The sequence below is a fragment of the Sphingobacterium sp. UBA7631 genome, assembly GCF_002483935.1.
Taxonomy (GTDB): Bacteria; Bacteroidota; Bacteroidia; order Sphingobacteriales; family Sphingobacteriaceae; genus Sphingobacterium; species Sphingobacterium multivorum.
Map to the genome: position 1 here is coordinate 320,842 of NZ_DLIX01000011.1, position 26,026 is coordinate 346,867.

Genomic DNA, 26,026 nt, shown 5'->3' on the forward strand with positions numbered 1-26,026 from the left:
TGAAATAACATTTTGATTTACTAGCATCATTTTCACCTAAAAAAGTCTTAAAATATGGAACTTAAAGAAAACTTTTTAAAGGTTGTTCGAGACAACTATGCCAACTTTGAAGGAAGGGCTCGCCGTAAGGAATATTGGATGTTTTTCCTTGCAAATCTCATCATTAGCGCAATATTTGCAATACTTGGACAAATTGCAAGCTTATTTACGTATGTCTCAGGTTTAGTAAGTTTAGCTTTACTAATTCCTGGAATAGCCGTTACGGTCCGAAGATTACATGACACCAATAAATCAGGCTGGTTTATATTAGTTGCATTGATTCCATTTATTGGTTGGATCTACCTGCTTTACTTATTGGTACTGGAAGGCGACAAGGCTTCAAATCAATATGGTCCAGATCCCAAAGCGCTGGAAAACGTAACAAATCATCCTTTTACTCAAAGCCAAGATCCCTTCGGTTCTTCTCGGTCACAGGACCCATTTGGAAGTTCACAACCATCAAATCCTACGCCACCAGCACCTGATAAAGATCCTTTTGCTTAGATGCTAACAGCATAAAAAAAGCTTTCACAATTGTGAAAGCTTTTTTTATATTATTTTGCTTCTTCTCTATACCACATCAATGGTCGTCAAAAGAAAATATTCGATAGCCTACAAACATGTATACGCTCGTCGAATGCAATCCAATAAAAAATTAATGTCTGTGTTTTTTCTTTTGTTGTCCCGGAGCAAAATCACGTGCCGACTGCTCACCATAGTATTTTTTAGCATGCCCAGGAGGCATTCTTTTCGGACCACGGCCATGACCATGGTGATGATGGGCAGAATAACAGGCCGACATGGATAGCGCAATAACAACAGACAGCCCCAATACTAGAATACGTTTCATCTTCACTAACTATTTTTAAATACCCTATTACAATTATCAGTCCAAATTATTTACTGAAGCAAATAAATACGCCCTGCCCTAAAATATCCTTTTCTAAGGGCGCAGATTTCCCATAAAATAAAAAAGCCCATGCTGTTCGCATAGGCCTTTTCACAATAAATATATCTTGAATCTAATTAGATAACTCTTACATTTACCGCATTAAGACCTTTACGGCCTTGTTCAACTTCGTAAGATACATTGTCATTCTCACGAACTTTGTCTACTAATCCAGAAACGTGAACAAAAATTTCGCTCTCGCCTGAGTTAGGGATGATGAAACCGAAACCTTTGGTCTCATTAAAGAATTTTACTTTACCTTCTTGCATGGCACTATATTATTAATTTCCCTAAAGGTAGAGAAATAAAATCAAAAATCTTAACCTTTTTATTTTTTTTATCCGTTAAACTTTTTCATAAACTTTGGCTCCAATCTTGTAGCAATGCGATAATGGCAATCGTATTATTATAAAAAGTTAAAGACGAAAAATATGAAAAAAATACTATTAGGACTAGCCTTTTTAGGTTTGATGACCCAAGTAAACGCGCAACAAATGGTTAATAAAGAATTTGTATCTACGGTAGGCCGTGCAGAAGAAGAAGTAACACCAGATATTATCTATATTGATGTTACCCTAAAAGAGTTTTATGAGAACGGTAACACGAAGAAAAAGGCCGCAATAGAAAAGCTAGAAAAAGATCTGTTCGATTCGGCGACAAAAGCGGGTGTAAAAAAAGAAGATTTTACCATCCAGAATATCTGGAGCTATAATGTTCCGGATAAAAAGAAAAAAGACACCGATATCTTGCTCTCCAGACAATACCGTATTAAGGTAACCAACTTGAACAATTTGGGCCAACTATTAGACGGTGTTGACAAAGCCGGTATCCAAAGCACCTATATTAGCGAATATGATTATTCAAAGAAAAAGGAGTTGGAAAAAAGTTTAAAAACCAAGGCGGTATTGGATGCAAAAGTTAATGCTCAAATTTTGGCAGAAGCCGCAGGCCAAAAAATTGGTAAAGCGATCGTATTATCTGAAACACCACAACAAATTATATTTGGCGTACAACCGATGATGCGTAATGCGATGTATAAAGGTGCTATGGCCGAAGCAGCAGACAGCGCTGGTGACAGTGGGTTAGATTTAAATATCAGACCGATGAAAGTTACGAGTGAAATCAGCGCTTCATTTGAGTTATTGTAATCATGCATAGGGAAAAAACTCCAGCAGATAAATTAAAACAAATTGACCAAGATTTCGGTTGGATTGACCGAATATCTTGGTTAATGGATAATCAATTCAAGATTGGAAACTTTCGCTTCGGACTTGATCCAGTCTTGAATCTCATCCCCTTAGGTGGCGCGATAGCGGGCTTCGGAACTTCTCTGGTTCTTGTCATAGCCATGTGGCGTAACGGCGCCAGTCCAAAATTAGTCATACGCATGTTACTCAATATCTCGATTGATGCCGTTTTGGGTAGCATTCCTTTCCTCGGAAACTTTTTTGATTTTTTTAGCAAGGCCAATGAAAAGAACATCAAATTATTACGACAACATTACTACGAAGGCAAGCATTCAGGCTCGGGTATCGGTATAATCATCAGTATTCTAACGGTCTTCTTCTTATTCATCGGTGTTACATTTTATCTTATCTGGACGTTGTTCTCTTGGGCATTCTCGCTATTGAATACCCTCGGATTCTAAATAAACCTCCTTGCTTCACCTATAGGGCAGAATCCTTCGCATTTCTCTTAAAACAGTTGCCCATATCTAATATCTATTTAATAATTTTGATCGCGATAGTCATCGTGTTATGACATCCAGAACTTAATCTCAAATTTAAAATGAGCAAAAAAAGAATATTTTCACTGATTTTGATCGTCATCATGCTGGCCGCAATTTTGACTAACCCAAGCAAAGAGGAACACGAAAAGGTTGTACGCGCGAAAGCTGAACAGCTATTGAAAAGCCAGCTTCATGCGAAAGATCAAGAGTTTTTCGGATTGGGGATGCAGCTCTTCGGAAATGACATCGTCGATAAATTTATCCAAAGTTCCGTTGTGGTCGACAACTACTATTTGTTTTCGCTAACCAAAATAAAATGGCAGGGTACAGAACAGATTATCGGTGGCGGAGCTTTTAAATACATCTGGCTGAGCCCAAAAATTGATGAAAAGGCCGACGAAATTATTGCTGCATTGAAAAAGATTTAACATGCCTTTAGAAATACTTTATCAAGACGAATCCATCGTTGCAATCAATAAACCACATGGACTATTGGTGCACCGATCTGCTATTGCGCGCGATGCTTCAGCGTTTGCCCTACAGCTCCTTCGGGACCAATTAGGAAAAACCGTTTATCCCGCACATCGTTTGGACCGGAAGACCGGAGGCATTTTGTTATTTTCATTAAATAAGGAGACGGACCAATACTTACAAAAAAGTTTTCAGGAGCGTAAGATCGACAAAAAATACCTCGCTGTTCTGAGGGGCTTCGCGCCAGCAGAAGGCCTGATTGACTATCCCTTAAAAAGGGACGATGGCACCGTTCAGGAAGCACAAACATCTTTTCGCTTACTTGCTCAAGGCGAGTTGGCCGTTCCCTTCGGAAAATTTCCGACAGCACGATACAGTCTCGTCGAAGCCAACCCAATTACGGGTCGTATGCATCAGTTACGTCGCCATTTTGCGCATATCTTTCATCCCATTATCGGCGATCGCCCGCATGGATGCAATAAACAAAACAAGTTCTGGAAAGAAGCCTACCAAATGGATACCATGCTATTGCATGCCTCGGAACTGACCTTTAAACATCCTTTATCGGGCGAAGACGTTCATATCAAAGCACCCCTACAACCCGATTTCATCCGGGTATTGGAAATATTAAACCTCAACGCGATATGTTAAAATTGATTCTCGAAGCCTTTATCAGCATATCCGGTATTACCGCAGCTTCTGGTATTATCTATCAGGATAGGCAAATCCATATCGTTTCTGACAATAGCAATTATATCTACAGCTATAGTATCACAGACCAAAAGTTGTCTAAAACGGCACTACGGCAGTCTGATCCGATGGAAAATAGGGCTAAAGCAGCTAAAATGGATTTGGAATCGATCACTTTCGATGGAAGCCGCTATTATCTTTATGGCTCTGGTTCTACCCCAAACAGAAACACTCGTTTTATTTGGGACGGCAAAACAGTCCTTCAGGAAGACTACAGTAACATCTATTCTTCCTTAATGGAAAAATTCAATATTTCCAAAGAAGACTTCAATATTGAAGGCGTAGTTCATTTAAAAGATAAGATCTTATTTTTTAACCGGGGAAATGGCCCTAAAGGCATAAATGCCATTTTAGAGTATCATCCGCTTGCTGCCGAACAATCCCGCTGTATCCCGATTGAACTACCCAAGCTCAATGGCATATCGACAGGTTTCTCAGATGCGACCCTGGTTGGAAATGAAATCTATTTTATTGCTACCGCCGAAAATGCAAAATCGACTTATCTGGATGGAGAGATCAGTGGTTCCCTCCTTGGAAAAATACCTTCCGATCTTTCCGGCAAACCCGAGACATTCGAAATTCCCGAAAAGCATAAATTTGAAGGAATCACATTGAAAGAGGAAACGGCCCAAGGCCTAATGTTCCTGCTATGTGAAGATACCGATAGCGAAGATGATTATATGACCATCTATTCGCTCCGGGTAAGCAATTAAATCGATTGTTCTAAAATGGATTCACAGTGAGGAATCACGTATATTTTATTAAATTTGTAGCTGATTAAAACTTAATTTTTATGTTAAAAAATACTGCCCTTTCGGAGACGCACATTGCTTTAGGAGCAAAAATGGTTCCCTTTGCAGGCTTCAACATGCCCGTACAATACACAGGCATCAATGATGAGCACGAAACAGTTCGCACAGGTGTAGGAGTTTTTGATGTAAGCCACATGGGTGAATTCATCCTAAAAGGGGAAAAAGCCCTGGATCTACTTCAAAAAATCTCTTCCAATGATGTGTCAAAATTATACGATGGCAAAGTTCAATATGCTTATATCCCCAATGAAACTGGCGGTGTAGTTGATGACTTCCTAACCTACCGTATAGACGATAAGACATATTTTTTGGTTGTAAATGCGTCAAATATTGAGAAAGACTGGAACTGGATCTCCAAGTACAATACAGTTGGTGTGGAGATGAAAAATATCTCTGATCAAACCTCTTTATTTGCGGTACAAGGTCCTAAGGCTGCGGATGCACTTCAATCGCTTACAGACATCGAATTAGCTCCAATGGAATACTATACCTTTGCAAAAGGTACATTTGCGGGCGTAGAAAATGTGTTGGTTTCCGCAACAGGATATACGGGAGCTGGAGGTTTTGAAATCTATGTAGCCAATGAAGATGCCCAAAAAGTATGGGATGCTATTTTCGAAGCCGGTAAAGCTTATGGAATCAAACCAATTGGTTTAGGTGCCCGTGATACTTTACGTCTGGAAATGGGTTTCTGTCTATACGGAAATGACATTGACGATAATACATCTCCTTTAGAAGGCGGTTTAGGCTGGGTCACGAAGTTTACAAAAGACTTTGTGAATTCTGCAGCACTTAAAGCAGAGAAAGAAGCTGGTCTAAAGAAAAAGCTTGTTGGTTTCGAAATGATTGACAGAGGTATTCCTCGTCATGATTACGAAATCGCTGATGCTGATGGAAATGTAATTGGACGTGTGACTTCAGGTACGCAATCACCAACATTGAAAAAATCAATCGGTTTAGGTTATGTGGATACAGCCTTTTCAAAAGACGGCACCGAGATCTTCATTCTGATCCGCAATCAAAAAATAAAAGCAAAAGTAACAAAACCACCATTTGTGAAGTAATAAAAAAGCCTGCTNNAGCAGGCTTTTTTATTACTTCTTCTTTTGTTTTGTAGTAGGTTGTTGTTTACCGCTTTCTTTTTGCTGAATAAGTGATCGAACCCGCTTGCTTAAAACAACACGGAGATAGATCAAAACCACCAGAAAGGCGATGGATAATCCCGTTACCAGCATGTTGCCCGCCTTATACCCTTCAAAACCACTGTAAACTAAAAATACAATAGCCAAACTCAACACTATATTTAGAAAAAAATACTTTAACATATCACTTTTTTATTAATCCCAATACCCGCTGTCTCCATCCGCCAAAGAAATAGAATGCTCCACCAACAATGTTTAATAAAACAATTGTCAAAACCATCAGCATCCTTTCTGTGTTAGAAATTGTCCTCGAAAGCATGATTTCCCGTAGAACCAATATTACCCATAGGAGAGACAATAGAATGGAAAGGCTACCTAATATGGGGAATATACCAAGGTTAAATAATCGCGCTAAAATAGCTACGCTATAAAAAGCAAGACTAAACAAGAAAGCTTGCTTAGTCTGATGCTCCAAATTTTTCATCTTAATAAACGTCTAACTCTGGATCGATTTCCTCTTTCCAAGCTAAAATTCCGCCTTTTAAATTTGCAAGATTTTCAAAACCCTGTTGTTCCAATAACATAATCGCCTGTGCAGAACGTTTTCCAGAACGGCATTGTACGATAACAGGCTTATCTTTCGCAATCTTATCAGCTTCGATCAGTATACCTGAAAGTGGAATATTCAATCCATTTAAATTGGATACTTCATACTCAAAGGATTCACGAACGTCTATCAACTGAAAATCTTCGTTGTTATCGATTTTATTCTTTAATTCTTGTACAGATACTTCTTTCATTTTCAAACAATTTAATAGTCAAATATACTACATTTTTTCCGAAAGTGTTCGCTTTCATGGATGCTCAAAATCAGTCGATGTTGCTAAGAATAGCCTCAATTTTTAGTGTATTAACGGCATTAGAAATCTTAGATGGGTTTTGCCTGTCATCGGATCATTTGAAATGGATCATTTTAGGAAGTTTATTGTCTGCACAATTCGCTTGTAGAATTTTCCTTATCTTCACCCAGACTTTACTAAGCTTTATATGAATTCAATACCTAAAATTATACTGTCTATATCTTTACTTGCACTCTCGGCAGTAAGCTATGGACAGCAAGTTATTTCCGAGCAGGAACGCCAAGATGTGAGCCGCATACTCAATACCCTAGCCGCTGACGATATGCGTGGGAGATCGGCTTTGACAAAAGACATCGAACCAGCTGCAGATTTTATCGCTGCCGAAATGAAGAGAATAGGCCTTAGCCCCTACGCAGAACAAAATTACAGGCAAACATTCCAATTGGATAAAATCTCTCCGGTAAGCAAATCCGCAACCATCAATAAGCAGCTGATCCCAGCTGACCATGTTATTTCACTTGGAAACCACGTTGATTTACAGTGGGATAATCGAAGTAGCCTTAACATCGTCGAAATAAAATCGGGCGATGATTTTGCGAAAGTATTTAGAGAACATTCTCTAGCCAAAGAAAATACACTTGTATTGGTAGACCCCTCCTTTGAAAGCTATTTTGTGCGTTTTGGTCAAATGCTCAACTCCCCTAAATTTATAGAGGACCCCTCCAAACAAAAACCATCAATTGTCTACCTTTTAACAGCGGAGAAACCCCAAACTTTTCAAATTCATATTGAACGGAAGCTTCAAAATTTCCCCTTGTTTAACGTGGCAGGAATAATCCCCGGGAAAAGTAAACCGAACGAATACGTTATCTTTTCGGGACATTACGATCATATTGGCATCCTTCAGGCAGTAGGCCAAGATTCTATTGCCAATGGCGCCGATGACGATGCCTCAGGTGTGACCGCAATGTTAACCCTGGCAGATTACTACAAAAAACAAAATAATAATGAAAGGACCCTTATTTTCGTCGCTTTTACGGCAGAAGAACTGGGCATGTATGGCTCAAAATATTTTTCCAACCACATCAATGCTGACCAGGTAGTCGCTATGATCAATATGGAAATGATCGGAAAAGATTCCAAATTCGGTCCCAATACAGTGTATATTACAGGATACGATCAGTCGAATCTTGGTGAATTAATGCAGGAAAATTTAAAAAACACAAATTTCCGATTCTATCCTGATCCATATACCAAACAAAATCTCTTTTATCGAAGCGATAATGCGGTATTGGCAGCCAAAGGTGTGCCTGCGCATTCATTTTCAACATCCCAAATGGATAAGGATGAATATTACCATACCGTAAAAGATGAAGTGTCTACATTGAATGTTCAGAATATCATTTCCAGTATAGAAGCGATCGCCATAGGCACCTCCGGAATTGTAACAGGCAAACAAACACCTTCACGGGTCGAAAAACTAAAAGATTAGGCGACAGGCCTAAGCTTTTACTTCTTTTTGCATGACATAATCGTTTAGAACATAATCATAATAAGGAATATCAATCGTTTCAATCACCTCAAAGCCCTGCTTCAAATAGAAATGGTAAGCAGGGTTATTTCTATTTACGTTCAATTCAAGAATCCCTTTACCCTTTAAGATGGTTTTTTCTGAAGCGAAGTCTATCAGCGCCTTTCCGAAGCCTTTTCCTTGCACATTGGGCATCAAATAGAGCTTTTCAATACGTATACGATCCTCAAGAGTTCGCAAGGCAATAAATCCCTGACCGATACCATCTTCTTTCAAGACATAAAAAAATTGGCCATTAACCATACTTTCTGCAAGTCCCTCAACGGTATAGCTTTTTTCGAGCATAAAGTCAATTTGATCTTGTGAAAGTATCTCTCCATAAGTAACAGGCCAAATACTATGCGCCATATTTGAAATGCTTCTGATATCGCTTTGTTCTGCCAATTCTATTGTTATCATGCAATCTTTTCTCCTATTAAAATGTATTTTATATGGGAAAATTTAAGGACAAATAAGCCGTCTTTTTCCATTTCGTATTCGTTGTCATTGATCTTAATCAAGCCTTCGTGCGTGTTTTTTTCATCAGCATCAAGCCCCTCAATTCGGATTCTTTCCCCTGTAGGCTTCCATTTGGTGAAGCCTGTTGTCACAAAACAATAGCGAACTCCTTTAGAGATAAGCACAATATTAATCTGCTCCAGATAGGGCTGGTAATAAGCCACATCAAGCTGATCAGTCAGGATATTCACCGCTTTGTATTGATGTGCTATCAGGTATTCTATAGCCGTCTTTAGAAAATCATTATCATAGGAAATGATCTTTAAATTTTCCTGTGAATCGTTAATGGATTTTTTTGTAAAAACGATATCGAACTTATAACCACGCGCATCCAATAAATCGATGGTTTCCGCCTCAATGACAATTGTGGGGCTCCATTCCAGCAGCTGCCCCAAGCCCTCTTCGTCGATGAGGAAAAGGTCTTCAATCAGTAATGCAGGTTCCTGATTCTCTCGAACAATGTGATGAGATGACATATATAATTTAATAACCGAGCCTACGCAAGGTAATGTATGCCATCAACCCCGTACTAATCTCCAAAGAAGTCTCATCCACGTCAAAGGTCGGCGTATGTACAGCTGAAGAGATACCACGTGCTGCATTACCTGTACCCAAACGATAGAAACAAGCATTAATTTCTTGTGAATAATAGGAAAAATCCTCCGCGGCAGGCCATAGATCTAAGTCTACCACATTTTCCTTGCCGAGATACTCTTCTGCAAATGTCCGTGCACTTTTAGTCAATTGGGGCTCATTGATTAGAAAAGGATAGCCCTTACGGACTTCAAATTCACAAGTCGCTCCCATACTTTCAGCAATGCTCACAGCAATCTTTACCATGCGCGCATGTGCTTCAGCACGCCACTCCTCATCAAATGTGCGAAATGTACCTTCCAGATAAACCTGGTCAGGAATAATATTTGTAGCTCCGTTGGCCATAATCTTTCCAAAAGATAGCACAGTCGGTGTACGTGGATCTGCAAAACGACTAGCAATCTGCTGCAAAGCGGTAATGATCTGTGCTGTAATAACAATTGGATCAATATTTTGATGCGGGTGCGCACCATGCCCGCCCCTGCCTTTGACTGTCATAAACAGTTCATCGCAGGAAGCCATATATTTTCCCTCACGGAAACCAACCTTGCCTACCTCAATAAAGGGCATCACATGCTGACCTATTATGGCTGAAGGGGCAGGATTCTGCAAAGCGCCCTCTTTGATCATTAAGGAAGCTCCTCCTGGCAAGCGCTCTTCGCCAGGCTGGAAGATCAATTTGATCGTTCCTCCAAATTCGGCTTTTAGGCTATTCAATATTTTAGCTGTCCCCAAAAGTGAGGAGGTATGTACATCATGGCCACAGGCATGCATCACTCCTGGGGTGTTGGAACCATATGAACGCCCCTCCACTTCTTGAATTGGTAAAGCATCCATATCTGCGCGCAACGCGATAACTTCATCTGAGGGTAGGTCACCTTTGATTAAAGCGACAATCCCCGTATCAGCTTTAGCCTCATAAGGAATTCCCAATTCATCCAATTGCTTTTTTACAAATGCCGAGGTATTGTATTCTTCGAAGGAAAGTTCAGGATTCTGATGAAGATGTCTACGGTTGGAAACCGTATCTTCAAAATATTGATGAGCTAAGGCCAGGACTTTTTCTTTCGTACTTGCCATAAGGTTGATTGATTTATTGATATACAAAAACGTTCTCTGAAAAAACAAAGACGTTGCTAAAATATTGACGTAACTCGCGCATGAAGGCATTTGCTTCAGAGCGACTTCTAAAATCACCTACCTTGACGCGATAATTGGGTTCATCATAGGTGATATAAGTATCAATATCTTTATACATACTTCGGAAACGTGTCTGCTCCGAAAATGCCTGATTCCGATTCGATCCAGCAAAGATCTGTACACGGAATCCCCTTACTTTGACCCGCGTCGCCGCTGAGCGGACAACGGGTTTAGCAGGAACTACTGTCGCTTTGCTTTCGACAGGATTGATCCCCATAGCTGCCCTGAAATTTTGAAGCTGTGTAATCAATGAATCTTTGGTTACAATTACTCCACCTTTTTCTTGTGCGTTTACCTGAACTAGCGCAAACAACACAAGTGCATGTATGAAAATCAATCCTCTCTTCAGCATAGTTTAACCTTTCTTATCGATTAGTTATTTGCGCCGTGGCAATTTTTATATTTTTTTCCTGAACCACAAGGACATTCGTCATTGCGTCCAACAGTATTCTCGTTACGAACAGGTTCTTTTGGACCTTCATTCACATCCTCCTCACTCACACCTGTAGGCGAAGCCAATTCAGCTTTCGTTTCAATCGTTTTTACTGGAGCCTGCTGTACTTGTCTCGCTTGCATAGAAGTCGGTTCTTGACCAGGGATCTCTCCTTTGAAAATAAAGCTAACGACATCCTTATTCATTGAAGCCAACATCGATTTAAACAAATCAAATGCCTCCATTTTATAAATGATAATCGGATCCTTTTGTTCATAAACAGCATTTTGAACCGATTGTTTCAAATCATCCATTTCACGCAGGTGCTCTTTCCAAGCCTCATCGATTAATGCCAATACGATTCCTTTTTCAAAAGATTTGAAAACTTCTTTACCGTTGCTTTCGATGGCTTTTTTCAAATTCGCCGAAACTTGAATGCCACGGATACCATCCGTAAATGGAATAACGACATTTTCGACGATCTGACCTCTTTCCGCATACACATTATTCAATACAGGAACTGTCAAAGCACCAACGGCCTCAATTTTATGGTGGTAAGCGTTAATTGCATGCTCAAAAAGACGATCAGTCAAGCCTTCAATTTTACCCTGTGCAAATTCTTCTGCTGTAATTTCTGGTGTGATCGCAAAAATACGGATTACTTCGATTTGGAAATCTTCGTAATTACCTTGCTCTTTTGCTTCAACGACAATTTCTTCTGCAACATCAAAAATCATGTTGTTCAAATCCACGTCTAAACGTTCTCCAAACAAAGCATTTTTACGTTTCGAATAAATTACGGTACGTTGGGAGTTCATTACATCATCGTATTCCAATAGACGTTTACGGATACCGAAGTTATTCTCCTCCACTTTACGCTGTGCGCGTTCGATGGATTTGGTCAACATACTATGTTGCATCACCTCGCCCTCTTCAACACCCATTTTCACCATGATGTTAGAGATTCTCTCTGAAGCGAATAAGCGCATCAAGTTATCTTCCAAAGAAACGAAGAATTGCGAAGAACCTGGATCTCCCTGACGACCGGCACGACCACGTAACTGACGGTCAACACGACGAGATTCGTGTCTTTCGGTACCGATAATGGCAAGACCACCAGCTTTTTTAACTTCTTCGGTCAATTTAATATCCGTACCACGACCAGCCATATTCGTCGCGATGGTTACTTGTCCTGGGCGTCCAGCTTCAGCGACGATATCAGCTTCTTTTTGGTGTAACTTCGCATTTAATACGTTATGCTTGATCTTACGTAATTGAAGCATACGGCTCAATAACTCCGAAATTTCAACCGATGTGGTACCGACCAATACTGGCCGTCCCTGCTCTGTCAATCGTTGGATTTCTTCAGCTACAGCATTGTATTTTTCACGGGCCGTACGATAGATCAAATCTTGACGATCATCACGTTGGATTCCACGATTTGTCGGAATTTCTACGACATCCAATTTATAAATTTCCCAAAGCTCACCGGCCTCTGTCGACGCTGTACCCGTCATACCCGAAAGTTTGTGGTACATGCGGAAGTAATTTTGCAATGTAATCGTTGCGTAAGTTTGTGTCGCATCTTCTACTTTCACATTCTCCTTTGCTTCGATCGCCTGGTGCAGACCATCTGAGTAACGACGGCCATCCATGATACGACCTGTTTGCTCATCGACAATTTTCACTTTACCTTCATCAACGATATATTCAACATCATTTTCAAACAAGGTATATGCTTTTAACAACTGGTTGATCGAGTGGATACGCTCTGCTTTAATCGAATAATCGCGCAACATATCTTCTTTCTGAGCTGCCTTTTCTTCCAAAGTCAACGAAGACTTTTCAATTTCGGCAATCTCAGTACCAACATCCGGTAAAATAAAGAATGAAGGATCTTCGCCTGTTGCTGTAATCAACTCGATACCTTTTTCTGTCAATTCTACTTGGTTGTTCTTTTCATCAATCACAAAATAAAGTTCTGCATCTACTTTAGGCATATTTTTATTTTGCTCTTGCATATAGTAGTTTTCTACTTTTTGTAAGATCGAACGATTAGCGCCTTCGCTTAAGAACTTGATTAATGCTTTATTTTTAGGCAAACCTCTGTACGCTCTTAATAATGCCAAACCGCCGCCTTCAACGTCAGAATCACCTGCCGCCAGCGCTTTTTTAGCATCATTCAAGACGGTATTGATGTACGCTTTCTGTACATGCACCAAACGCTCGATACGTGGTTTTAATTGGTAGAATTCGTGTTGATCGCCACGAGGAATCGGACCTGAGATAATCAATGGTGTACGGGCATCATCAATCAATACGGAGTCAACCTCATCGACCATGGCAAAGTGTAATTTTCCTTGCACCAATGCGTCCGGAGTCTGAACCATATTATCACGTAGATAATCGAAACCAAACTCGTTATTCGTACCATATACGATATCCGATTGATAAGCTTTACGACGTTGCGGGGAATTCGGCTGATGTTTATCAATACAGTCAACAGATAGCCCATGGAACTCAAATAACGGAGCATTCCACTCCGAGTCACGACGAGCAAGGTAATCATTCACCGTTACAATGTGTACGCCTTGACCAGAAAGAGCATTTAGATAGGTCGGTAATGTTCCTACCAACGTTTTACCCTCACCGGTTGCCATCTCGGCAATTTTACCACTGTGCAATACAATACCACCGATTAATTGGACATCATAGTGTACCATGTTCCAAGTGACCTCAGTACCTGCAGCCATCCATTTGTTTTTCCAAATCGCCTTATCACCATTGATGATAACGTTTGATTTGTAAACAGCCAATTCTCTGTCAAAATCGTTGGCAGTAACTTCTAATTCTTCGTTTTCTGTCAAACGTCTTGAAGTTTCTTTTACCACGGCAAATGCCTCCGGCAAAATATCCTTCAATACCTCTTCCAACTTCTTGTCACGGTCTTTGGACAATTTGTCCACTTGCTCGTAAATAGAAGTTTTCTTTGCCATATCGTCCTCGTCTTGATCCGCTTCTTTTTTAAGCGTGTCAATTTCTTGGTCAATATCGGCTAGGTAATTTTTAATTCTTTCTTTGAAATCAACGGTCTTGGCACGTAACTCGTCATTGGTTAGATTTGAAAGCTTCTCATATTCAGCTTTGATTTGGTCTACCACAGGCTGAATTCCCTTGATATCTCTCTCGGATTTACTTCCAAATAATTTACTTAAAAACTTTAACATAATTTTTTTTCTATCTCAACTTAAGATTTTGTACAATAATGACTCCAAAGTAAAATTGCAGACAATTTGACACTAATCGGGCAAATTTAGTTATTAGATATGATATCTAACAGCTTACATCCATTTTTTTTACGTTATTTTTATTGAAAATGTCAGTTCCTTACAGCCTGCAAGAATCCTCTACCTATTTATCCCCTTTTACGCCATCTTGACGTGAAGTTTTTCTGAGCAATATGAGCTTTAAACCGACAGTCAATTTATGATAAAAACAACTTACGGTCTGAATGCGGAATGAATCCCAGTTCCTGTGCCTTTTCAAACATCTTCGTAATTGCATCACGTCCTTCAAGCCCCAATGCTACTGAATATTTATTGACATAAAGTTCAATATGCTTGTACATCACCTCTTCACTCATTTCCTGTGCATGTGCACGAATGAATTCAAGCCCAGATTTCGGATTGGCAAATGCAAATTCTACACTTTCTTTCAAAATCGTATTCAACGTCTCCTTCACTTCTTGTGGCAGACTACGTTTAACGACAATTCCTCCAAGAGGAATCGGAAATTTTGTCGTCTTCTCCCAATACTCACCCAGATCCACCACCTTATGCAGTCCTTTTTCGGCATAGGTGAACCTATTTTCATGAATAATCAACCCTAAGTCGATGGATCCATCCAGTAAAGCTCCTTCAATATCCGAAAAAACAAGTTCTACTTTATTTTTTAATTCGGGGAATGCCAGGCTTAACAAAAAATTAGCTGTGGTATATTTCCCTGGGTACCCCACTTTCAATTGATCAAACCCATCCAAACTTTCGGCCCGATCTAATTTTTGCTGCAGCAATTTCGCTAATTTCGGATCCTTCGTAATCAGCATAGGCCCGACACCAAATCCTAAAGCACTACCTGCATCGAGCAACTCATAATCTTCAACGGCGTAAGCAAAGGCATGATAGCTCAGCTTGGTGATGTCAAGATCACCCCGAAAAGCTTTCAGGTTCAAGGTCTCCACATCTTGATACTCCACCTCAAAATCCAGTCCTTTGGTATCTATCTTATGATGAATCAATGCATCAAAAATAAATGTATCGTTTGGACATGGAGAAAATCCTAATGTTAATTTCATGTTGTACAAAATTTTTCCCATCAGTCAGATGGGATTTATGAATTTTAATCAAACGGTAATTCTATGTGTGATCAGGTAAAGTATCATAGCCAAAAACGTACTTGCAATAATTCCTTTTCCCAGGTGATCATGCCCCGATCGATACGCAAAACGTAAAAGCACTAAATTAACCAATACAGCTATAGTGTAGATGGCCATAGGCTTCTCGGGTAAAAAATGAAGTTCAAGATCCGTAAAACGTACTAAAATATAAGCCAATACTGGAGATACAGTACCGATACCCAATCCGATCCAGCTATTATTTTTCACGTTTATCGCCTCCCCTTGTATTTCCCAAATGATCAAAGCTCCATGAATTCAATTCTGGAATGGCGTGATGTGCCGTCATATCGAACTGTGTCGGAACGACAGATACATAACCATTGGCCAATGCAAAACTATCGGTATCTTCTCCTCTGTCCTGCAAGACAAATTTACCCGTTGTCCAATAATAATCACGATTGTGTGGATCAATACGTTCATCAAATTCTTCTACCCAATGTCCTCCTGCCTGTCTGCAAATTTTAATACCTTTAAAACCTGCTGTTTGGGGAAAATTAACATTCAGCAATGTATTTTTAGGGAGACCGTTAGCCAGCACCTGCTCGGCAATAGAAATCACGTAGGGTCTGCAATAGCTAAAATCCGCATCGTGAGAAAAATTATCAAGCGAAAACCCCACAGAAGGAATCCCTTCAATGGCCCCCTCTACCGCAGCAGACATCGTACCGGAATATAAAACATTGATTGAATTGTTGAGCCCATGATTGATCCCCGATACACATATATCAGGCTTTTGCCCTTTAAAAACTTTATTTACAGCAAGTTTTACACAATCTACTGGCGTTCCTGAACACTGGTACATTTCAACCCCTTCATATAAATTGATTTTATCCAAACGTAGTGGCCTACCAAGTGTAATGGCATGCCCCATTCCAGATTGTGCCGAATCAGGAGCAACGACAACTACATTTCCGATTTTCTGCATCTCTTCCAACAGCACCTTAATACCTGGCGCTGTAATACCGTCATCGTTAACAACTAAAATATTGGGTTTCATATGTAAATAATTTGCTTTTTAGATGGTCATAAGGGACCCCCAGTCCTCTCGGTCCGTGTTTATGCGTTTAGAATATGGGAATTTCTTCTTTACCATACACGAAGTTAGTAAATCTGAAACCGAGATGTAAATAATATTGACACAACAGGTAATTATTATCTGCAAAGGCCGCACATTAGGACGCCAAACAGTAAAAGCAACTGTGGAAAACAGCGGTTCAAACGAACACATGGAAGTTGGAAAAGAGCGATGAGATTTGGGCGCATCAAATCAGGATCAGATGGTGACCAAATTCGATGTTTTGACAGTGCTTGTTCAGTGCTCGTTCAGTGCTTGTTCAGTGATCATTCAGTGAACACTGAAGGAATACTGACTGATTACTGTTTAAAAATTGGTTAAAAACTGTTATTAAGTAGAATTTGGTCGAAGTATATTGCAGTCATAATAGCCATGTCGATTATCTTAAAGTTGCTACCGCTTTCGGAAAACCAACCGATCACTACGACATCGTTTGCGTAAGATTGTATCGCAATTGACAAATATTAGCCCTAAATTTAGCATTCAAACAAAAATAATAATTCAGTTATGAGCATTAATTTTGAATCCCGCTATGCAATAGGGCCAAAGGAATACAAAACTTTAGATACACAAGGATTAAGGGAGAATTTTCTAATTGAAACAGTTTTTGAAGCAGACAAAATTAATTTTGTCTATACCCACTACGATCGCTATATGGCCGGTGGAGCAATGCCTGTAAGCTCAAAAATCAAATTAGACACCATTCCCGCATTATTAAAAGAACCTTACTTCCTTTCTAGAAGAGAGTTGGGTATTATCAATGTCGGTGGGAACGGTCAAGTCGAAGTTGACGGCATTATTTATGATCTCAATACCAAAGAAGCCCTTTATATCGGTCAAGGTGCTCAGGAAGTTTATTTTTCAAGCCAGGATGCTGCAAAACCAGCAAAATTCTATTTAAACTCTACACCTGCACATTGCAGCTATCCAACTAAAAAGGTAACGAAAGAAGATGCGAATAAACTAGAATTGGGTTCATTGGAAACTGCCAACCACCGTACGATCAACCAGATGTTATTGAACAAAGTGGTACAAACCTGCCAATTACAGATGGGCATGACTGAGTTAAAACCCGGATCTGTATGGAATACAATGCCATCCCACACCCACGATCGTCGTATGGAAGTCTATTTCTACTTTGAATTACCTGAAGGTCAGGCTGTATCACATTTTATGGGACCTATCGATGAAACCCGCCATATTTGGATACACAACGATCAGGCTGTAATTTCACCGCCATGGTCAATTCACTCAGGAGCTGGAACGTCCAATTATACATTTATATGGGGAATGGCAGGTGAAAATTTAGATTATGATGATATGGACAAATGTGCCATCACAGAATTGAAGTAATATGAAAAAAACACTCGTATTGAGTTTAGCGCTAGGGCTTTCAACGGTTGCTTTTGCGCAGAACAACAAAACCATTACTGTAAACAACTCTTCCGCTAGCGCAAGAACAGAGTTGATCAGTATCCCTTATACCACATTTGAAAAACACTTCGCATTAAAAAACAGTGTATTTACTATTGTGGACAAGGATAAAAAGGAACTGGCCTATCAGCTTGAAAAACTAGGAAAACCGACGGCACAAAATATTTTGATTCAAATAACCGTTGCTCCTAGAAGCTCAACAACCTTTGGGGTTAATGGAAATAAACCCGCAACTGTCACCCCAAAGACTTATGCGAGATACGTCCCTGAACGAAAAGATGACTTTGCATGGGAAAACGATATTGCAGCGTTTAGAGCCTATGGAAAAGCTTTAGAAGGCAGCTCTGAGGATGCACAAGGTTTTGATTTCTGGGCAAAACGTAGCAATGATCTTATTGTTGACGAATGGTATAAAGCTGGGGACTATCATGCCGATCATGGCAAAGGATTAGATTATTATTCCGTCGGACAAACCTTAGGTGTCGGCGATGCAACGCCATTCATTGACGAACAGGTCGTTTACCATAAGCATTATCGTCAATACGAGGTCTTGGACAATGGTCCGCTACGATCCACATTCAAACTTATTTATGAACCGGAAAATGTAAAGGGTCAACAGCTACAAGTCGAAAAAACAGTTTCTTTAGACGCTGGGAGTCAATTGAACAAGATAAGCTATTCCATCAAAAACACAACCGCTGCCGCTACGCCAATTGTTGTGGGGATCGCTAAAAGAAAAGAGGAAAAACCTCAAATTCTAAATGATGTAAAGAATGGCATTTTAGCCTATTGGGAGCCTGCAGAAGGAGATAAAATTACAGGAACAGCCGTTATTTTACCAAAAGTAAAGTATGTGTTCAAAGATAGCCCAAAACAATTTTTACTGGCAACCACCGTCAAAAATGATAAACCCTTAGTTTATTTTGCGGGTGCTGCGTTCAATAAAGCTGGCAAAATAGGGAATTTTGAGCAATGGCAGTCTTATGTAAAAACATTCAAAAACAATTTAGATCAACCATTAACAATAAAATATTCAAAATAATGTCCATACTGCAATCTTTTGACTTAAGTGGGAAAGTAGCCTTGGTAACAGGCTGCAAAAGGGGAATTGGCAAGGCAATTGCCGAAGCATTGGCTGAAGCTGGAGCAGATATTATAGGCGTTTCGGCGTCATTGGAAATTGAAGGCTCCGCAGTAGAAAAATCCGTAAAAGCATTAGGCAGAAATTTCTATGCCTACCAGTGTGATTTCGCCAAACGGACAGCGCTTTACGCGTTTATTGAAAAGGTAAAATCAGCGCATCCTGCGATTGATATCCTTTTTAATAATGCCGGAAATATACTTCGAAAACCTGCCGCTGAGCATCCTGATGAATACTGGGATGAAATCATCGAAATCAATCAAAATGCACAGTTTATATTGACGCGCGAGATTGGAAAGGATATGATTTCACGTGGAACTGGAAAAATCGTATTTACAGCCTCTTTATTAACTTTCCAAGGTGGCATCAATGTTCCAGGATATGCCGCTTCAAAAGGTGCCGTAGGATCCATGGTAAAGGCTTTTGCAAATGAGTGGGCTTCCAAAGGTGTCAACGTAAACGGGTTTGCTCCGGGGTATATCGCCACGGATAATACCGAGGCTCTGAGAGACGATCCCGAACGCTCAAAGTCCATTTTGGACCGTATACCTGCAGGACGTTGGGGAACTCCAGAAGATTTTAAGGGGCCAGCTGTATTCCTCGCTTCAAAAGCTTCCGATTATGTTCATGGAACCATCCTAACAGTCGATGGTGGCTGGATGGGAAGATAAAAGTCAATCTTTACGATGAGTTTGTTTTAAAAGTCTTTATTCTCAGGAGTAAAGGCTTTTTTTACAATTCTAAATCCCAGATTACTAAAAGATGCATTGGGACTAACTGAACCTATATATACGGTATTAAAAGCGGCACAGCTATTTTTACTACACCACCAGGACCCTCCACGGGCATGTGCAATAGAGCGGTCGCCATCTCTTTCGAGCTTTCCGGTGCAAAATTCAAATACATTACCAAAGATATCATAAAGTCCCCATAGATTGGGTTTGAATTTTCCGACCGGAGAAGTATAGAGATAACCATCGGAATAATCAGCTTTCAAATGATCTCTACCATGCCATACATTTGCATAATCGCCCATATTCTCTTTACTGAAATCTTCAAAATAATAGCCTTCGCTTCCGGCTCTAGCTGCCACCTCCCACTCATCAAAAGATGGCAATCTACAATTTGCCCATGTACAATAGGCCAGCACATCTTTATAAGAGATACAGGTAACTGGGTGATCCATCTTGGCCGCAATTCCGCCACGAATTACACCATTCGGAAAGCGCCAATAGGCCGTGCTATCCTGTAACCAACGAAACTCCGCCAGACCAGGCTCAAAGACCATGGCATTATGGTAGCGTTCTGCTAATGTCTTGTAACCCGTTGCCTGAACGAATTTTTCAAATTCGGCATTCGTCAGCTCAAATTTCGAGATCCAGAACGATTCGATATGCACTGTTCTTTTGGGATTATCTAAGCTTGCTGTATCGCCCAAATGATAGTCTCCCGCTGGAATTTGGATATAGTTTCCAGCTTGGGCTTCACATTGGAGATGTAAAACAATCAATCCTATCAAATAGAGTAATTTGCTCATCCTCCTTGCCGTTTGTTATAATACAAATTTGACGTTTCGAATACTAAAAATCCAACTGCACTACTTGCTTTTTTTCTCATCGTAATATTTAAGCGCCCGACTAAAGATCAGCGCCTCATTTTCTTTGTTGTAATTTAGAAACGAATAATAATTACTGTCCTCTCCATACAACTTTTTAAATGAACTGGATTTTATAAATTCACTGTATTCACCACGTTTCATCAGTAATAACAGCAACGTCAATGCATCTTTATCCTTTGGTGTTTTCTTGGCATAATCAACAATAAAAGGGATCATCTGCCAGCCATTAATCTCCACTATGGCATGCTTATAATTTACCCCCATCCGTTTGCTCCGGACAACAGATTCCTGAATAAGCTTCATCACTGAATCCCTATTTTCCTGCAAAAAATCAGTCTGTCTTTGCGACCAAGAGGATTCATTAAAGCCGTCCAATAATGTTGCAAATATTTTTTTGTCGATCTGCGTCTGATACTCGGGTATAGCACAATTTTGCGCATATAGCTCGGCATGAATCATGGTATAGGTGAACTTTTCACGCAGCGTTAGCTTTTTAAAATCAACGGCTGAAATCGCATTTATTCCCGCATCTGTTGTTTCCTTATCTTCTTCGGGGATTATTTTTGAAATTAATGCTTTTACTTTATCCAAACCGTAAGGTGGTATGGTCATTTTGCTCCGCAGCTCAATAGCGGCAGGATCCATAAAAAGACTATTGTCATCCGCACTATCCGTCTGCGCAAAACCGGTCCCCCAATACACGAAACACATAAACAATAAAACGATTTTTCTCATAGTATACGAATTAATATATTTTTCTCTATCATAAACCTCCCCAAAAAGCCCAGAATTAAACTTGAGACTCATACCGCTAACTAAACAAGCCTGATAGGTAAAAAAACAGGTTCTCACGAATGATTGCTTTTATTTCCAAGCTATTTTAATTATTCATTAAAGATCGTCTTATCTGAGCTTAAAAGTGAAATATTATTCCTGCAAAAATTATTCCTTAATATTTTCTTGAGATACCTACAAACAAAAATCCCCGGATTTAATAAAACCCGGGGATATCATGCTTCATTTACTTCCATTTATATCAAGAATATAAACCTTTCTTATCAATAAATTCAATCACCTTTTTAGGTGTAAAGAATTGAATATTCTTGTTTTCCTTGATTGCATTTCGCAAAAAGGTAGAGGATAATTCCATTAGTGGGGTGTCGGTCATCGTGATAGCGGGATGATCTTTAAATTTTTCATTATCGAACCCTGGTCTAGGATAAACATAAATCTGGTAATCACGCAAGATAATATCCGCATTCTTCCACTTTTCCAGCGATTCCAAATTGTCTTGTCCCATAAGTAGCACAAATTCCCGGTTTGGATATTTCTCGCTAAGATGCGTTAAGGTATCGATGGTATACGATGGTATTGGCAAATGGAATTCAATGTCACTTACTTTCAAATGATCACAGTCTTCCAAAGCCAGATTTAGCATTTCCAAACGGTCATAAGGGTCTGCTAAGGTGGACTTCTTTTTAAATGGATTCTGTGGAGAGACCACAAACCAAACTTCGTCAAGTCCAGTAAAATTGGCCATATAGTTAGCTATAATCAAATGCCCTATATGCACCGGATTAAAAGAACCAAAAAACAAACCAATCTTTCGCATGAACTTATTTATTGATAAATCCCATGACAATTTCTTCCGCATCGGCACATGCTGTAGCTAAATCAAAATTGTTCAATATGACATCAAATTTATTGGCATAGGTAAGTTCCAATTCTGCTTTCGCAAAACGCTCTTTCAGCTTTTCTTCCGAATCCGTTCCACGTCCTGTCAAACGCTCCTTAAGCACCTCCAATGATGGCGGTTGTACGAAAATAGAAATTGCCTGTTCTGGGAATTTTGATTTCAAACGTAATCCACCGACAACGTCGATATCAAAAATAACATGTTTACCTTCTTTCCAAATACGCTCAATTTCTGAACGCAAAGTACCATAGAAAGTCCCTGAATATACTTCCTCAAATTCGATAAACTCCTGTTTTGCTACCTTATGCAAAAATTCTTCTTTCGACATAAAATAGTAGTCCTTTCCATTTACCTCCTGCCCTCTTGGATCACGTGTACTTGCTGAAATGGAAAATTCAATCTTATCACCGTGTTTACTTAAAAGATCTCTTACTATTGTCGTTTTTCCAGCTCCCGATGGTGCCGAGAATATAATTAATTTACCGCTCATTCTTATAATACGTTGAGCAATTGCTCTTTTATTTTTTCCAATTCTTCTTTCATTCTGACCACGATCTGTTGAATGCCGGCATGGTTAGCTTTGGAACCTAAGGTATTGATCTCCCGCCCCATTTCTTGTGAAATAAATCCCAATTTTTTCCCGTTTGAATCCGCAGAATCAAATGCCTTTAAAAAGTAATTGCAATGGGCGCGCAATCGGACTTTTTCTTCGGTCACATCCAATTTGTCAATGTAGTAAACCAACTCCTGTTCAAATCGGTTCTGATCCACATTATCTTTACCCACCGTATCATTTAAAAATTGTTCAATACGCTGTCTGATCAAAGGAATACGTTCTACTTCTAAGGCCTCTACTTCTCCAAGGTAAGTTAAAATAAGCTCCGCGCGCTTCTTTAAATCTCCAGCAAGCACATTACCCTCGTCTTCACGAAATGTAGTAAAACGTTTGACCGCATCATAGAAAGCATCCATCAATACTTTGGATTCTTCGTCATCAACGGAATCATCATTATTGGTAATTACCTCAGGCATATTTAACGCCAGTTCAAACAGATTGACATTGGTATCGTTAAGTTCCAAAGCGATCTGCTGCAATTGACTGTAATATTTTTTGAGTAAATCAGCATTAATAGAAGATGCCTTCGCCGTTTGATCCGTGTATTCAACCGTTACATTCATGTTCACTTTACCACGCTCAATAAGTTTACTGCTCTCAGTGCGCAGGGTCAATTCTTTGTCCGAAACAACTTTGGGCAAGCGAAGATTTAATTCAAGGAATTTTGAATTTAAGGACTTTATTTCGACACTATATTTAACTTTACCGTTATCAGCGGAAGCCGTGCCATATCCTGTCATGGATTTTATCATATGCAAAGGTATGACTTTTCAGTAAAAATTGAATACCCTGCGTCGATTAATTGCTGATACTCCCCAAATTACCTTTCATTTATCTACCAGTCGTGCTTGGCTATGATAACAACTAAATAACTTTCATAAGGTTTGGCACCTTTACACTCGACGTAACCAATTCCGACATCGTATAGCGAAGCATTCCACTGATCCATGCCCAGTAAATGTGCGCGATGATGATAACCCGGAGCTTCCTTTCCAATAATTAGAGCCTTAATGCCAGCGGTAGCACTAGATCGGTTGGCCGCAATAGACTCAAAATTGTTTGCATTTCGTTTGGACAGCCATGTTGGGTTAAGTTGATATCCGGCTTCGTCAATGAAATAATTTGGTCCATACCCCTCAGGTGAAACATGGTCAAAATAGGAGCGCTTGGCCATATCTTTTGCCCGATAAACTGCAACCTCCGCCAACTCCTTATTCCAATTGAGTTTGGTCCGTTTAATCTTCTGCAAGTTGAAGAGCTTCAGCTCTTTCTTATACCGTTCTGGATTCGTACGGATTTTGTTCAGTAATTCATAGGCCTCGGTCGCCTGATGATGATCGACAACGATACGTTGGGCAAAAATAGACTGTGTAAAAAGCAGGGTAAATGCTAAAACCAAATAGTTCATACGTAAATAATATCTTCTTGAGTGAGCTGACGAGATATCCAAACTATCGTCTCCCCTTCGCTTTTATAGAGTCTAACCTCTTGTTTATAGGCAATGTTTGTACTTTTTGATAGGGATATTTCGTACCAATCCTTTAACCTTAAAAGACTGCATTTAGTATGTAACGTTTAATCTTTTTTTGTTTTTGTCTGCGAAAAAAACTGTATAAGCATGGGTATTAAGCTAATAAAGATAACCGCCAAAATAACAAGGGAAAAATTATGCTTAAAAAATGGTATTTGTCCAAAATAATAGCCAGCCAAAATAAATAACGAAACCCATAATATGCCCCCAAGTATATTATATTTCCCGAAGGTTGTATAGGGCATACGGCCAATGCCTGCCACAAATGGTGCAAAAGTCCTTATAATCGGTACGAATCGGGCATATACAATAGTCCTTGTTCCATGCTTAGCATAGAAATCTTGCGTTTTTTGCAGATAAGCCGGTTTAAATAACCTTGATCCAGGCTTAAAAACCCGAACTCCAAAATATTTGCCAATTTCATAATTCACAAAATCACCGAAGATAGCGGCAAAAATAAGAATGACTATAAATAATGGTAAGGAAAGCTGACAATCCGGACGGGCAATGATTGCTCCCAAGGCAAATAAAACGGAGTCACCAGGGAGGAATGGGGTAACAACAAATCCTGTCTCCGCAAAAATGATTAAAAACAAAATCAGATAAGTCCAATTTTCATAACTATTGATCAGTTGCAATAGATGCTGATCGATATGCAGGATAAAATCAATAAGCTGTGAAATGAATTCCATTTTTTTGATCTATAAAAAAAGGGAATCTTATTGGATTCCCTTTTTAGTTTTTATCTTTTCTTTTACAAGCTCGAAGATTATTGGCAATATGGATATAAAAATAATAATCAATACGACCTTCGAGAAGTTATCTCTTATAATAGGGATATTTCCTAAAAAGTATCCTGCTAGGGTTATACCTCCCACCCACAAGACGGCACCTACGACATTATAGGTAATGAAAGTACCATAATTCATCCTTCCAATACCACCAACAAAAGGCGCCAAGGTCCGTACGATTGGTACAAAGCGAGCGATAACAATTGTTTTACTGCCATATTTCTCATAAAAAGAATGTGTTTTGGCAATTTGCTCGTCTTTGACAACCTGTTTACCAAAGAGCTTAAATCTTGTAAGGCGCATACCAAAATGTTTACCGATAGCATAATTTAAGGAATCTCCAGAAACTGCGGCGATCAATAAAATGAGAATCATCAACCATACGTTAAGATCATTCGGTTGTGCGGCAAGCATACCTGCAGCAAACAACAACGAATCTCCTGGTAAAAAAGGCATTACAACCACTCCAGTTTCTACAAAAATGATGAGAAACAGAATAAGGTATGTCCAAGTCTGATAATCATTGACTATTTCAACCAAATGTTTATCGATATGGAGAATAAAGTCAATAAGATGCGTAACTATTTCCAAAGCGAAAAG

The 26,026-nt window shown here is 39.5% G+C and carries 31 protein-coding genes; 11 read left to right on the forward strand and 20 right to left on the reverse strand.

Going from position 1 to position 26,026, the window contains the following annotated elements; translation table 11 throughout:
* Nucleotides 1-54: 54 nt before the first annotated feature.
* A complete protein-coding gene (locus tag B3P16_RS23665; protein ID WP_286844802.1) occupies nt 55-543 on the forward strand; it encodes a DUF805 domain-containing protein in 489 nt (162 codons plus the stop codon).
* Between the two features lie 151 nt (nt 544-694).
* Here the strand turns inward: B3P16_RS23665 and B3P16_RS23670 are convergent, their stop codons facing one another.
* The gene (locus B3P16_RS23670) at nt 695-889 is read right to left on the reverse strand and encodes a hypothetical protein (RefSeq protein ID WP_046672594.1); all 195 of its coding nucleotides are present in this window, start codon (nt 887-889) and stop codon (nt 695-697) included.
* 176 nt (nt 890-1,065) lie between these two features.
* On the reverse strand, nt 1,066-1,257 hold the full coding sequence (locus tag B3P16_RS23675; protein ID WP_046672593.1) for a cold-shock protein: 192 nt from the start codon (nt 1,255-1,257) through the stop codon (nt 1,066-1,068).
* A 162-nt stretch (nt 1,258-1,419) separates the two neighbouring features.
* Here B3P16_RS23675 and B3P16_RS23680 point away from each other — a divergent pair, with 162 nt between their 5' ends.
* From B3P16_RS23680 to gcvT, 6 genes are all read left to right on the forward strand, one after another.
* Nucleotides 1,420-2,136, forward strand: a complete 717-nt coding sequence (locus B3P16_RS23680; RefSeq protein WP_046672592.1) for an SIMPL domain-containing protein — start codon at nt 1,420-1,422, stop codon at nt 2,134-2,136.
* Nucleotides 2,137-2,138: 2 nt separating this feature from the next.
* Nucleotides 2,139-2,636, forward strand: a complete 498-nt coding sequence (locus B3P16_RS23685; RefSeq protein WP_046672591.1) for a DUF4112 domain-containing protein — start codon at nt 2,139-2,141, stop codon at nt 2,634-2,636.
* Between the two features lie 140 nt (nt 2,637-2,776).
* Entirely contained in the window at nt 2,777-3,145 is a 369-nt protein-coding gene (locus B3P16_RS23690) for a DUF4359 domain-containing protein (protein WP_046672590.1), read from the forward strand.
* A gap of 1 nt (nt 3,146) precedes the next feature.
* Nucleotides 3,147-3,839 (forward strand): pseudouridine synthase, encoded by a 693-nt coding sequence (locus tag B3P16_RS23695; RefSeq protein ID WP_070562582.1) that lies wholly within the window; start codon nt 3,147-3,149, stop codon nt 3,837-3,839.
* Nucleotides 3,833-4,651 carry a DUF6929 family protein gene (locus tag B3P16_RS23700; RefSeq protein ID WP_286844803.1) on the forward strand — a complete coding sequence of 273 codons (819 nt, stop codon included), beginning with the start codon at nt 3,833-3,835 and terminating at the stop codon, nt 4,649-4,651. Before B3P16_RS23695 ends, B3P16_RS23700 begins: the two co-directional genes overlap by 7 nt.
* Nucleotides 4,652-4,731: 80 nt before the next feature.
* Nucleotides 4,732-5,814 (forward strand): glycine cleavage system aminomethyltransferase GcvT, encoded by a 1,083-nt coding sequence (gene gcvT, locus B3P16_RS23705; protein ID WP_286844804.1) that lies wholly within the window; start codon nt 4,732-4,734, stop codon nt 5,812-5,814.
* Between the two features lie 30 nt (nt 5,815-5,844).
* Here the strand turns inward: gcvT and B3P16_RS23710 are convergent, their stop codons facing one another.
* Entirely contained in the window at nt 5,845-6,075 is a 231-nt protein-coding gene (locus tag B3P16_RS23710; RefSeq protein WP_046672586.1) for a DUF6358 family protein, read from the reverse strand.
* A gap of 302 nt (nt 6,076-6,377) precedes the next feature.
* Nucleotides 6,378-6,692, reverse strand: coding sequence for a rhodanese-like domain-containing protein (locus B3P16_RS23715; RefSeq protein WP_046672584.1), 315 nt, complete (start codon nt 6,690-6,692; stop codon nt 6,378-6,380).
* Between the two features lie 247 nt (nt 6,693-6,939).
* Here B3P16_RS23715 and B3P16_RS23720 point away from each other — a divergent pair, with 247 nt between their 5' ends.
* Nucleotides 6,940-8,244 (forward strand): M20/M25/M40 family metallo-hydrolase, encoded by a 1,305-nt coding sequence (locus tag B3P16_RS23720; protein ID WP_286779524.1) that lies wholly within the window; start codon nt 6,940-6,942, stop codon nt 8,242-8,244.
* Between the two features lie 9 nt (nt 8,245-8,253).
* On the opposite strand, the gene B3P16_RS23725 is transcribed toward B3P16_RS23720, so the two are convergent.
* The 8 genes from B3P16_RS23725 to surE all read right to left on the reverse strand — a co-directional run bounded on the left by B3P16_RS23725 (nt 8,254) and on the right by surE (nt 16,521).
* Nucleotides 8,254-8,742: a GNAT family N-acetyltransferase gene (locus tag B3P16_RS23725; protein ID WP_286844807.1), complete on the reverse strand. Its 489-nt coding sequence runs from the start codon at nt 8,740-8,742 to the stop codon at nt 8,254-8,256.
* Nucleotides 8,739-9,317: a hypothetical protein gene (locus B3P16_RS23730; RefSeq protein WP_070562597.1), complete on the reverse strand. Its 579-nt coding sequence runs from the start codon at nt 9,315-9,317 to the stop codon at nt 8,739-8,741. The genes B3P16_RS23725 and B3P16_RS23730 overlap by 4 nt, the downstream gene beginning before the upstream one ends.
* 7 nt (nt 9,318-9,324) lie before the next feature.
* On the reverse strand, nt 9,325-10,515 hold the full coding sequence (locus B3P16_RS23735) for a M20 metallopeptidase family protein (RefSeq protein WP_112375450.1): 1,191 nt from the start codon (nt 10,513-10,515) through the stop codon (nt 9,325-9,327).
* Between the two features lie 13 nt (nt 10,516-10,528).
* Entirely contained in the window at nt 10,529-10,987 is a 459-nt protein-coding gene (locus B3P16_RS23740) for an SPOR domain-containing protein (protein ID WP_088159759.1), read from the reverse strand.
* A 20-nt stretch (nt 10,988-11,007) separates the two neighbouring features.
* The gene (gene secA / locus B3P16_RS23745; protein WP_112375175.1) at nt 11,008-14,295 is read right to left on the reverse strand and encodes a preprotein translocase subunit SecA; all 3,288 of its coding nucleotides are present in this window, start codon (nt 14,293-14,295) and stop codon (nt 11,008-11,010) included.
* Between the two features lie 257 nt (nt 14,296-14,552).
* Nucleotides 14,553-15,422 (reverse strand): menaquinone biosynthesis family protein, encoded by an 870-nt coding sequence (locus B3P16_RS23750; RefSeq protein WP_286844809.1) that lies wholly within the window; start codon nt 15,420-15,422, stop codon nt 14,553-14,555.
* 48 nt (nt 15,423-15,470) lie between these two features.
* Nucleotides 15,471-15,731 (reverse strand): hypothetical protein, encoded by a 261-nt coding sequence (locus B3P16_RS23755; RefSeq protein WP_286844811.1) that lies wholly within the window; start codon nt 15,729-15,731, stop codon nt 15,471-15,473.
* The gene (surE, locus tag B3P16_RS23760) at nt 15,721-16,521 is read right to left on the reverse strand and encodes a 5'/3'-nucleotidase SurE (RefSeq protein ID WP_046672576.1); all 801 of its coding nucleotides are present in this window, start codon (nt 16,519-16,521) and stop codon (nt 15,721-15,723) included. Before surE ends, B3P16_RS23755 begins: the two co-directional genes overlap by 11 nt.
* A gap of 585 nt (nt 16,522-17,106) precedes the next feature.
* Here surE and kduI point away from each other — a divergent pair.
* Genes kduI through B3P16_RS23775 form a run of 3 tightly spaced genes read left to right on the forward strand, consistent with a single transcriptional unit; the run spans nt 17,107 to nt 19,845 of the window.
* The gene (gene kduI / locus B3P16_RS23765; RefSeq protein WP_070562607.1) at nt 17,107-17,952 is read left to right on the forward strand and encodes a 5-dehydro-4-deoxy-D-glucuronate isomerase; all 846 of its coding nucleotides are present in this window, start codon (nt 17,107-17,109) and stop codon (nt 17,950-17,952) included.
* 1 nt (nt 17,953) lies between these two features.
* Entirely contained in the window at nt 17,954-19,075 is a 1,122-nt protein-coding gene (locus B3P16_RS23770; RefSeq protein WP_286844813.1) for a DUF4861 family protein, read from the forward strand.
* A 5-nt stretch (nt 19,076-19,080) separates the two neighbouring features.
* The gene (locus B3P16_RS23775; RefSeq protein WP_172462444.1) at nt 19,081-19,845 is read left to right on the forward strand and encodes an SDR family oxidoreductase; all 765 of its coding nucleotides are present in this window, start codon (nt 19,081-19,083) and stop codon (nt 19,843-19,845) included.
* A 26-nt stretch (nt 19,846-19,871) separates the two neighbouring features.
* Here the strand turns inward: B3P16_RS23775 and B3P16_RS23780 are convergent, their stop codons facing one another.
* The 8 genes from B3P16_RS23780 to B3P16_RS23815 all read right to left on the reverse strand — a co-directional run bounded on the left by B3P16_RS23780 (nt 19,872) and on the right by B3P16_RS23815 (nt 26,017).
* Entirely contained in the window at nt 19,872-20,711 is an 840-nt protein-coding gene (locus B3P16_RS23780) for an SUMF1/EgtB/PvdO family nonheme iron enzyme (RefSeq protein ID WP_286844814.1), read from the reverse strand.
* Between the two features lie 60 nt (nt 20,712-20,771).
* Nucleotides 20,772-21,527 (reverse strand): hypothetical protein, encoded by a 756-nt coding sequence (locus B3P16_RS23785; RefSeq protein ID WP_286844815.1) that lies wholly within the window; start codon nt 21,525-21,527, stop codon nt 20,772-20,774.
* A gap of 301 nt (nt 21,528-21,828) precedes the next feature.
* Nucleotides 21,829-22,404, reverse strand: a complete 576-nt coding sequence (gene nadD / locus B3P16_RS23790; RefSeq protein ID WP_070562618.1) for a nicotinate (nicotinamide) nucleotide adenylyltransferase — start codon at nt 22,402-22,404, stop codon at nt 21,829-21,831.
* Nucleotides 22,405-22,408: 4 nt separating this feature from the next.
* Nucleotides 22,409-22,978, reverse strand: coding sequence for a guanylate kinase (gene gmk / locus B3P16_RS23795; RefSeq protein ID WP_070562620.1), 570 nt, complete (start codon nt 22,976-22,978; stop codon nt 22,409-22,411).
* A 2-nt stretch (nt 22,979-22,980) separates the two neighbouring features.
* On the reverse strand, nt 22,981-23,856 hold the full coding sequence (locus B3P16_RS23800) for a YicC/YloC family endoribonuclease (RefSeq protein WP_112375171.1): 876 nt from the start codon (nt 23,854-23,856) through the stop codon (nt 22,981-22,983).
* Nucleotides 23,857-23,939: 83 nt separating this feature from the next.
* Nucleotides 23,940-24,512 (reverse strand): CAP domain-containing protein, encoded by a 573-nt coding sequence (locus B3P16_RS23805; protein WP_286844816.1) that lies wholly within the window; start codon nt 24,510-24,512, stop codon nt 23,940-23,942.
* A gap of 167 nt (nt 24,513-24,679) precedes the next feature.
* Nucleotides 24,680-25,327: a DedA family protein gene (locus B3P16_RS23810; protein ID WP_070562625.1), complete on the reverse strand. Its 648-nt coding sequence runs from the start codon at nt 25,325-25,327 to the stop codon at nt 24,680-24,682.
* A 27-nt stretch (nt 25,328-25,354) separates the two neighbouring features.
* Complete coding sequence (locus B3P16_RS23815) at nt 25,355-26,017, reverse strand: DedA family protein (protein ID WP_083295820.1); 663 nt, start codon at nt 26,015-26,017, stop codon at nt 25,355-25,357.
* Nucleotides 26,018-26,026: the final 9 nt, after the last annotated feature.

What these genes read in the sequence shown, in the direction of transcription:
- B3P16_RS23730 (WP_070562597.1), bottom strand. Translation starts at nt 9,317, where the DNA reads ATGTCATCTCATCACATTGTTCGAGAGAATCAGGAACCTGCATTACTG.
- B3P16_RS23800 (WP_112375171.1), bottom strand. Translation starts at nt 23,856, where the DNA reads ATGATAAAATCCATGACAGGATATGGCACGGCTTCCGCTGATAACGGT.
- surE (WP_046672576.1), bottom strand. Translation starts at nt 16,521, where the DNA reads ATGAAACCCAATATTTTAGTTGTTAACGATGACGGTATTACAGCGCCA.
- B3P16_RS23740 (WP_088159759.1), bottom strand. Translation starts at nt 10,987, where the DNA reads ATGCTGAAGAGAGGATTGATTTTCATACATGCACTTGTGTTGTTTGCG.
- B3P16_RS23810 (WP_070562625.1), bottom strand. Translation starts at nt 25,327, where the DNA reads ATGGAATTCATTTCACAGCTTATTGATTTTATCCTGCATATCGATCAG.
- B3P16_RS23770 (WP_286844813.1), top strand. Translation starts at nt 17,954, where the DNA reads ATGAAAAAAACACTCGTATTGAGTTTAGCGCTAGGGCTTTCAACGGTT.
- B3P16_RS23700 (WP_286844803.1), top strand. Translation starts at nt 3,833, where the DNA reads ATGTTAAAATTGATTCTCGAAGCCTTTATCAGCATATCCGGTATTACC.
- B3P16_RS23665 (WP_286844802.1), top strand. Translation starts at nt 55, where the DNA reads ATGGAACTTAAAGAAAACTTTTTAAAGGTTGTTCGAGACAACTATGCC.
- B3P16_RS23780 (WP_286844814.1), bottom strand. Translation starts at nt 20,711, where the DNA reads ATGAGCAAATTACTCTATTTGATAGGATTGATTGTTTTACATCTCCAA.
- B3P16_RS23715 (WP_046672584.1), bottom strand. Translation starts at nt 6,692, where the DNA reads ATGAAAGAAGTATCTGTACAAGAATTAAAGAATAAAATCGATAACAAC.
- B3P16_RS23680 (WP_046672592.1), top strand. Translation starts at nt 1,420, where the DNA reads ATGAAAAAAATACTATTAGGACTAGCCTTTTTAGGTTTGATGACCCAA.
- gmk (WP_070562620.1), bottom strand. Translation starts at nt 22,978, where the DNA reads ATGAGCGGTAAATTAATTATATTCTCGGCACCATCGGGAGCTGGAAAA.
- B3P16_RS23710 (WP_046672586.1), bottom strand. Translation starts at nt 6,075, where the DNA reads ATGTTAAAGTATTTTTTTCTAAATATAGTGTTGAGTTTGGCTATTGTA.
- B3P16_RS23750 (WP_286844809.1), bottom strand. Translation starts at nt 15,422, where the DNA reads ATGAAATTAACATTAGGATTTTCTCCATGTCCAAACGATACATTTATT.
- B3P16_RS23720 (WP_286779524.1), top strand. Translation starts at nt 6,940, where the DNA reads ATGAATTCAATACCTAAAATTATACTGTCTATATCTTTACTTGCACTC.
- kduI (WP_070562607.1), top strand. Translation starts at nt 17,107, where the DNA reads ATGAGCATTAATTTTGAATCCCGCTATGCAATAGGGCCAAAGGAATAC.
- B3P16_RS23785 (WP_286844815.1), bottom strand. Translation starts at nt 21,527, where the DNA reads ATGAGAAAAATCGTTTTATTGTTTATGTGTTTCGTGTATTGGGGGACC.
- gcvT (WP_286844804.1), top strand. Translation starts at nt 4,732, where the DNA reads ATGTTAAAAAATACTGCCCTTTCGGAGACGCACATTGCTTTAGGAGCA.
- B3P16_RS23725 (WP_286844807.1), bottom strand. Translation starts at nt 8,742, where the DNA reads ATGATAACAATAGAATTGGCAGAACAAAGCGATATCAGAAGCATTTCA.
- B3P16_RS23685 (WP_046672591.1), top strand. Translation starts at nt 2,139, where the DNA reads ATGCATAGGGAAAAAACTCCAGCAGATAAATTAAAACAAATTGACCAA.
- B3P16_RS23670 (WP_046672594.1), bottom strand. Translation starts at nt 889, where the DNA reads ATGAAACGTATTCTAGTATTGGGGCTGTCTGTTGTTATTGCGCTATCC.
- secA (WP_112375175.1), bottom strand. Translation starts at nt 14,295, where the DNA reads ATGTTAAAGTTTTTAAGTAAATTATTTGGAAGTAAATCCGAGAGAGAT.
- B3P16_RS23735 (WP_112375450.1), bottom strand. Translation starts at nt 10,515, where the DNA reads ATGGCAAGTACGAAAGAAAAAGTCCTGGCCTTAGCTCATCAATATTTT.
- B3P16_RS23695 (WP_070562582.1), top strand. Translation starts at nt 3,147, where the DNA reads ATGCCTTTAGAAATACTTTATCAAGACGAATCCATCGTTGCAATCAAT.
- B3P16_RS23690 (WP_046672590.1), top strand. Translation starts at nt 2,777, where the DNA reads ATGAGCAAAAAAAGAATATTTTCACTGATTTTGATCGTCATCATGCTG.
- B3P16_RS23675 (WP_046672593.1), bottom strand. Translation starts at nt 1,257, where the DNA reads ATGCAAGAAGGTAAAGTAAAATTCTTTAATGAGACCAAAGGTTTCGGT.
- B3P16_RS23805 (WP_286844816.1), bottom strand. Translation starts at nt 24,512, where the DNA reads ATGAACTATTTGGTTTTAGCATTTACCCTGCTTTTTACACAGTCTATT.
- nadD (WP_070562618.1), bottom strand. Translation starts at nt 22,404, where the DNA reads ATGCGAAAGATTGGTTTGTTTTTTGGTTCTTTTAATCCGGTGCATATA.